Here is a 7,157-nt window from a genome sequence, read left to right on the forward strand (position 1 = left end):
CCGCCCGCGCCCGCGCGCGCCTCCCCCGCCCCCGCGCGTCTGCCCGGCGGGGGGGCCCCCCCCCCCCCCCCGCGCGCGGCGCCGGGCACCGAAATTGGCCTCGTTGTCCACGGTCAGCGGGACGCCGACGGACAGCAGGGCGCCGAGGTCCGTGTCGTTCCAGTCGAGGTTCGGGGCGCGTACGACCGTGCGGGCGTCGCGCGCCACCAGACCCGGTACGGCGACGGCGAGCCCGGCAGGCCACAGCCCCACCTGCTCCGCCTCGGCGACCACCCGATGTATCAGCGCCGTGAGCTCCCGGATCACCGGTCCGGCAGCGCGGCCCCGGTTCGTGCCGTGCCGCACCGCCCGCGCGCGGATCTCGCCACGCAGATCGACCGCGCACACCGCGAGATGGTCGACCCCGATCTCCGCCCCGATCCCGGCCGGACCGTGTCCGCTGACCGCGAGCGCCGATCCCGGGCGACCCACCCGGCCGGGCCGCTCTGGACCCAGCTCCTCCAGGAGCCCCGTGCGGATCAGCTCGTCCACGAGGGTCGACACCGCCGCGCGCGTCAGACCGATGCGCGAGGCGACCGCGGCACGCGAGAGCGGCCCCTCGGCGCTGACGGTGTGCATCACCCGTGCGAGATTGCGGCGGCGCATGCCCTGCTGGGTGTCCGGCAGGGCGCGGCCGGAACCGGCCGGGCGGGCCTCGTGCAGCGGTGCGGTCATTGCCTCCGTCAGTCCTTGGTCCGTGTCCCCGACAGGCGTCCCCCGCCGGGCTCCGTCAGCGGGCGTCGGTCAGAGGGCGGCCGTCCCCCGCTCCAGCAGCGGGGCCGCGTCGGAGAGTACCTTGGCGATCCTGGCCAGTGTCTCCTCGTCCCGCTCCGCGGCCTCCAGCACCGGCCCGGCGGCCGTGTCCCAGCGGCGGGCGACCGCGGCCGGGTCCTCGCCGGTCAGCAGTCCGGCCGCCTGCGCGGCCGCACCGAGCGCGACCAGCTCCTTGGCCTCGGGCACCTGCACCGGCCGCCCCGACAACCGCCGCACGGTCTGCTGCCAGGCCGTGCCGCGGGCCCCGCCGCCGATCAGCAGCAGCGGTGTGCTCCGGTCCGCGTCCTCGTCGAGCACCAGGTCCAGCGCGCCGAGCAGCGAGTGGACCGCTCCGTCGTACGCGGCCTGCAGGATCTGCCCGCCCGTCGTGTCGTGGCGCAGCCCGTGCAGCAGACCGGCGGCGTTCGGCAGGTTCGGGGTGCGCTCGCCGTCCAGGTACGGCAGGAGGGTGACCGAGGTGCCGGGCTCGACGGCCTCGCGGTCCAGACCCAGCAGCGCCGCGACGCGGTCGACGGCGAGTGTGCAGTTCAGGGTGCAGGCCAGCGGGAGCCAGTCTCCGTGGGCGTCGGCGAAGCCCGCGACGGTGCCGGTCGGGTCGGCCGGGCGGCGCTTGGAGACGGCGTACACCGTGCCCGACGTGCCGAGGCTCAGCACCGGAGTGCCCGGCCGCAGCCCGAGGCCCAGGGCCGCCGCCGCGTTGTCGCCGGTCCCCGGTGCGACCAGGGTGCCCTTGGAGAACGGCAGGTCGTGGCTGTCGCGCACCGTTCCGGCCACCTCACCCGGTCGCACGACCCGGGGAAGCAGCGCGGGGTCGAGCCCCACGTGCCGGAGGATCTCCTCGTCGTACGACTCGGTCCCGGACGCCCACCAGCCGGTGCCGGAGGCGTCGCCGCGGTCGGTGGTGCCCTGACCGGTCAGCCGCTCGGTGAGGTAGTCGTGGGGGAGCCGTACGGCCGTGGTGGCGCGGACGGCGTCCGGCTCGTTCTCGGCGAGCCAGGCCCACTTCGTGACCGTGAAGGAGGCTCCGGGCACGCTGCCCGTGCGTTCGGCCCAGCTCTTGGGGCCGCCCAGCTCCTCCACCAGACGGCGGGCCTGGGGGGCCGAGCGCACGTCGTTCCACAGCAGGGCGGGCCGGACCGGCTCGCCCTGGGCGTCGAGGGTGACCAGACCGTGCTGCTGGCCGCCGATCGACACCGCGGCCGCCTCGCGCGCCGCGTCACCGCACTGGCGCAGCGCCTCGCACAGCGCGTCCCACCACTGGCGCGGGTCGCTCTCCCGGCCGGCGCCGGAGGTGACGGTGTGCGGTGCCTGGCCGCTCGCCACGACCTCGCCGGTCGACGCGTCGACGACCAGCGCCTTGGTGGACTGGGTGGACGTGTCCACGCCGACGACGAGCGGACCCTCGGCTGCTGACATCGGGCACTCCCTTTCCCGCGGCTCGCGGGCTCTGACCTGGTGTTTTCCGGTATGCCCAGGCAGTGGCGACCCGTACGTCACCCCTTCGAGGACATCTTGTCTCTTCCCAGAGACGCGACCGCATACTAATTTGTAAACGGCCATGACGAAATAGTCGAAGCAAGCAAGGAGTCACGGCATGAGCTACCAGCCCACCCCCGAGGACAGGTTCACCTTCGGCCTGTGGACCGTCGGCTGGCAGGGAAGGGACCCGTTCGGCGACGCCACACGGCGTGCCCTCGACCCGGTCGAGACGGTGCAGCGCCTGGCGGAACTCGGTGCGTACGGTGTGACCTTCCACGACGACGACCTGATCCCCTTCGGGTCCTCCGACGCCGAACGCGAGTCGCACATCAAGCGCTTCCGCCAGGCCCTGGACGCGACCGGTCTGACCGTGCCGATGGCCACGACGAACCTCTTCACCCACCCGGTGTTCAAGGACGGCGCGTTCACCGCCAACGACCGCGACGTGCGCCGCTACGCCCTGCGCAAGACCATCCGCAACATCGACCTGGCGGCGGAGCTCGGCGCGAAGACGTACGTGGCCTGGGGTGGCCGCGAGGGTGCCGAGTCCGGCGCCGCCAAGGACGTACGCGTCGCCCTCGACCGCATGAAGGAGGCCTTCGACCTCCTCGGGGAGTACGTCACCTCCCAGGGCTACGACCTGCGCTTCGCCATCGAGCCCAAGCCGAACGAGCCGCGCGGCGACATCCTGCTGCCCACCGTCGGCCACGCCCTCGCGTTCATCGAGCGTCTGGAGCGGCCCGAGCTGTACGGCGTCAACCCCGAGGTCGGCCACGAGCAGATGGCGGGGCTGAACTTCCCGCACGGCATCGCGCAGGCCCTGTGGGCGGGCAAGCTCTTCCACATCGACCTCAACGGCCAGTCCGGCATCAAGTACGACCAGGACCTGCGCTTCGGCGCCGGTGACCTGCGGTCCGCCTTCTGGCTCGTCGACCTCCTGGAGAGCGCCGGTTACGACGGTCCCCGGCACTTCGACTTCAAGCCGCCGCGGACCGAGGACTTCGGCGGGGTATGGGCATCGGCGGCCGGCTGCATGCGCAACTACCTCATCCTGAAGGAGCGTTCGGCCGCCTTCCGTGCCGCCCCGGAGGTCCAGGCTGCGCTGCGCGCCTCGCGGCTCGACCAGCTGGCCCAGCCCACCGCGGCGGACGGTCTGCAGGAGCTGCTCGCCGACCGTACGGCCTTCGAGGACTTCGATGCGGAGGCGGCCGCCGCGCGCGGGATGGCCTTCGAGCAGCTCGACCAGCTGGCCATGGACCACCTGCTGGGGGCGCGTGGCTGAACGCACGCGCGCGTGCGGTGTGCGGGCTCACCACCGTCCCGTACGCGCGTGCCTCGCTCGATGTGCGCGTGAGCGGGTGACCCCCGCACGGAATGCTCAGGAATCATGCCACCCATGGCGTGAGTCCGTGTCAACTTCCGCGCGGGGGTCGCGCCATGCCCGATAAGAGGCGACTCTTGACGGTATGGCCATGCCGCCCGTACCGCCGTATCCGCCCGACGACACCCCGGCTCCGCATGATGGCTTCGGACCGCCGTCCGGAGGCTACGGCCCACCGGCCGTGGTCGCTGGGAGCGAACCCTCGAGACGGCGTCGGGGCCCGCTGTTCGCCCTGCTGGCCGTGCTCGTCTCCGCTGCGGCCTTCGCCGCGGTCGTGCTGATGGCCTCCGGCGGGGACGGCTCGCCGGACAGGAAGCCGCCCGCGGGGAGCGGCGCGAGCACGAGCGGCCCTCCCCGGCCCTCCTTCAGCCTGCCCGGCGGACTGCCGTCGAAGCTGCCGAGCGGACTGCCCTCGCAGTTCCCCTCCGAAGTGCCGAGCGGTCTCGAATCGATCCTGCCGTCCCTCGTGGACGAACTTCCCTGACCCGGTGGCTAGACGCCCTTGGGCAGCCGGACGTACGTCACCGTCGTCTCGACGCCGCTGTCGACCAGGCGGCCCTGCGCGTCGAAGGCGCCGGTGCCGTCCGTCATCCCGAAGTCGTTGTCGTTGATGAGGGCGAGCGTGTCGTGGTCCACGCGCGTGATGCCCTCGATCTTCCCCGGTACACCGCTCACCGCGCCCAGGTCCACGACGAGGCGCTTGGCGAGCACCGGGACACCCGCGGCCGCCGGGTCCTCCAGCTGCTCCAGCGACGGGGACGTGGTGTCGTCGTCCCAGGGACCACCGAGGATGTCCGCCTTGTGCCCGAGCTTGACCAGTTGCAGCCGGGCCGCCTTGTCGGTGCGCTCCTCCACGAGCAGCCGGTCGCCGCCCACGGCGACCACCGACGAGATCTTCAGCTCGGACGTGTCGTCCTCGCTCGGGTCGACCACGTTCACAGGGTCGAACCGGTACGCGTACTCGGCGGTGACGGCCTTTTTCTCGGCCGAGAAGCGCAGCAGACGCGTGGTGCGCGAGGCATCGCCGGCGTCCCCGTCCGGCAGGGAGAGCGGGCTTTGCAGGGCCATCACCAGGTCACCGCAGGGCAGCTGGGCCAGTCCCTCGAACCCGCGGTTGATCTTCCGGTGCAGCAGGATCGAGGGCAGGGCCTCCACCACCGGATAGTCGGTTCCCGTCAGGTTCAGCCCCTTGGGCACGTAACGCGCGAGCACCTTCCCGCGCGCGGAGACGTGGATCAGCGACGGGCCGTACTCGTCGACGAGCCAGAAGCTCCCGTCCGCCGCCCGCACGATGCCCTCGGTGTCCAGACCGTTCGGGTTGTACGACAGCGCCGTCCTCGCGTCGTAGGAGTACGGCGCCTCGTCGCGTCCCTGCTGGTCGGGCAGCCCGGTGACGGCCTTGCCGGACGACGTGGTCAGCGGAATCGCGTCGATCACCTCGACACGGTCACCAAAGACGCGGATCTTCACGATGGTCGGGTCGAAGCCCGGTACGGGGAACGTGCGGCGCTTCTTGCCGTCCACCTTGATCTGGCCGTTGGGCCCGCGATCGGTGACCGTCCAGTACTCGCCCTTGCGCCCCGCCGGGTAGATGTCGCTGCCGATGCCGCCGAGGTCCACCCCCCGGTCGTTGTCCACACTGCCGGGCACCAGCGCGTTGCTGAAGGCGCCCAGCGGAATGTTCCCGAGCGTCGCCGTGCGGACGACGCGCGCGGAGTTCCCGGACGGTGCCGCCGCGGCCGTACCGGCGGCCACGAGGGCTGCCGCGAGGGCAAGGGGCAGACCTGTCGCGACGGATCGGTTGACGCGGCGCCGGCCGGGGGCGTGCGGGGACATCGGTCCTCCTGAAAGCAAGTTCGTTGACAGCGGCCAGATTTGGCTCCCCGGTGGAACACCGTGCGACCCACGGGTGAACGGAGGAGGTCGTCCACTCGTCGGTCATGCGGAATTCGTGTCAGTGAACCACCGTCAGGGTCGCGACGGACTGGGGGACTTCCTCGGGCGGGCCTCCCCGGGCCGCGCCCCGCCCACCGTTCGTGCGCGCGTGTCAGACGTCCTCGGACGGTTCGTCCTCGAGTGCGAGCCGGGCCGTCGCCAGGGCCGCCGCAGGATCGTGCGCCGGGCCTCCCGCCGGCGTCCACAATCCGTGCTCCTCGATGTACGGCCACCAGCGGCCGTCCCGTCCCAGGCGCAGCTGAATTCCCTTTCCAGGGACGGTCCACCGGTTGTCCGACGCCCGCAGTGACGGCCGGTCGTCCTCGTCCCATGCCGCATCGAGGGCGGCACGCGCGCGTACGAGGCATTCGCCCGACACCTGCCACGGTTCGTCGAGCACGGACAGAGCGGCCGCACCACCATGGCGCCAGGCGCGCACGGCCGTCGCGAGCCCGTTCCGGCCACGCCCGGAACCGTCGGCCAGCCGCTCCGCGACGGCCCCTTCGGGGTCGCCCGCGGCAAGGCGCACCGCATCTTGGGCCCGCGTCAACCCGACTTCGGCCACCGCAGGTTCCGGCTCCGCGCGCAGGGCCTCCGCCAGCAGCCGGTGCGCCTCCACGGCGGTCCGCGCGGCCAGGTATTCCAGGGCCGACGGGTCGGCTCCGGGGACGGGTGGTGTCTCCGCGTCCAGGGACGGCGGTGCGCCGGGCGCCTCTGGAACGCCCGGCAGCTCGGGCAACCGGGGCAGGATGTCCCCGCCCGCCCAGGCCTCCGCGGCATCGACACCGTTCGGTACGGCTCCCGGCTCGACCGGGGAGGCACCGCGCCTCTGCAGGGCGTCGAAGAAGGCGCTCCTCCCGCGACCCCGCATCAGCAGCAGGACGAACGGATCCTCGTCCAGCAGCCGTGCCACCTGATGGCAGAGCGCGGCCGTGTGTCCGCAATGGTCCCAGGCGTCGCAGCCGCACTCCGGCTCCAGGTCGCCCAGGCCCGGCAGGAGCTCGATCCCCTCGGCCGCCGCGTCCTCGACCAGGTGAGGGGGCAGTTCCCGGTCGAGCAGCGCCGCGACGTGCCCGGAACGCCCGATGGCCAGGTCCAGGAATCGGGCCCACTGCTCCTGTGACAGTTCCGGCAGCAGGACGTCGGCCCGCTGCGCCGCGCGGCCCGGCTCCCGCACCACCGCAGTCACCCGGCCCGGGCGCACCGACACCGCGCCCACCGCGCCCGCGCGCGCGAGCCTGCGTCCGGCCTTGACCTGTGCCGCGTCCAGCGCCGTGTCCTCCAGGGCCCGCAGCCAGGCCCGGCCCCACCACGTCTGCGCGAAGCCCCGCCCGTGCGTGGGCGGCAGAGCGGGAAACGTGCGTTCCATGTCGTTGTCGTACCGGCTCATCGCGCCTCCCCGCCCAGTTGCACCAGATCGGCCAGTTCCGCGTCCGTCAGTTCCGTGAGCGCCGCCTCCCCGGAACCGAGCACCGCCCCCGCCCGTTCCCGTTTGCGGCTGAGCACGACCCCGATGCGGTCCTCGACCCGGCCCACGGCGATAAGCCCG

General features: G+C 72.9%; 6 protein-coding genes. 2 read left to right on the plus strand and 4 right to left on the minus strand.

From position 1 onward, the window contains the following. Positions 1-714: ROK family protein (locus tag ACFW2E_RS37260; RefSeq protein ID WP_384473582.1), on the minus strand; the 714-nt coding region annotated here is incomplete at its 3' end. Positions 715-783: 69 nt separating this feature from the next. Beyond that, entirely contained in the window at positions 784-2,229 is a 1,446-nt protein-coding gene (xylB, locus tag ACFW2E_RS37265; protein ID WP_384473585.1) for a xylulokinase, read from the minus strand. Positions 2,230-2,407: 178 nt separating this feature from the next. Here xylB and xylA point away from each other — a divergent pair, with 178 nt between their 5' ends. Together xylA and ACFW2E_RS37275 are read left to right on the plus strand one after the other, a co-directional pair. After that, on the plus strand, positions 2,408-3,574 hold the full coding sequence (gene xylA / locus ACFW2E_RS37270) for a xylose isomerase (protein WP_384473587.1): 1,167 nt from the start codon (positions 2,408-2,410) through the stop codon (positions 3,572-3,574). A 184-nt stretch (positions 3,575-3,758) separates the two neighbouring features. Next, positions 3,759-4,157: a hypothetical protein gene (locus ACFW2E_RS37275; RefSeq protein ID WP_384473590.1), complete on the plus strand. Its 399-nt coding sequence runs from the start codon at positions 3,759-3,761 to the stop codon at positions 4,155-4,157. Positions 4,158-4,165: 8 nt separating this feature from the next. Here ACFW2E_RS37275 and ACFW2E_RS37280 read toward each other — a convergent pair whose 3' ends face one another. Continuing rightward, positions 4,166-5,509, minus strand: a complete 1,344-nt coding sequence (locus ACFW2E_RS37280) for an esterase-like activity of phytase family protein (protein ID WP_384473593.1) — start codon at positions 5,507-5,509, stop codon at positions 4,166-4,168. Between the two features lie 211 nt (positions 5,510-5,720). Further along, positions 5,721-6,998: an SWF or SNF family helicase gene (locus tag ACFW2E_RS37285; RefSeq protein ID WP_384473596.1), complete on the minus strand. Its 1,278-nt coding sequence runs from the start codon at positions 6,996-6,998 to the stop codon at positions 5,721-5,723. Positions 6,999-7,157 lie beyond the last annotated feature (159 nt).

Source organism: Streptomyces sp. NPDC058964, assembly GCF_042741275.1.
Classification (GTDB): Bacteria; Actinomycetota; Actinomycetes; order Streptomycetales; family Streptomycetaceae; genus Streptomyces.

What these genes read in the sequence shown, in the direction of transcription:
- xylB (WP_384473585.1), bottom strand. Translation starts at nt 2,229, where the DNA reads ATGTCAGCAGCCGAGGGTCCGCTCGTCGTCGGCGTGGACACGTCCACC.
- xylA (WP_384473587.1), top strand. Translation starts at nt 2,408, where the DNA reads ATGAGCTACCAGCCCACCCCCGAGGACAGGTTCACCTTCGGCCTGTGG.
- ACFW2E_RS37275 (WP_384473590.1), top strand. Translation starts at nt 3,759, where the DNA reads ATGGCCATGCCGCCCGTACCGCCGTATCCGCCCGACGACACCCCGGCT.
- ACFW2E_RS37280 (WP_384473593.1), bottom strand. Translation starts at nt 5,509, where the DNA reads ATGTCCCCGCACGCCCCCGGCCGGCGCCGCGTCAACCGATCCGTCGCG.
- ACFW2E_RS37285 (WP_384473596.1), bottom strand. Translation starts at nt 6,998, where the DNA reads ATGAGCCGGTACGACAACGACATGGAACGCACGTTTCCCGCTCTGCCG.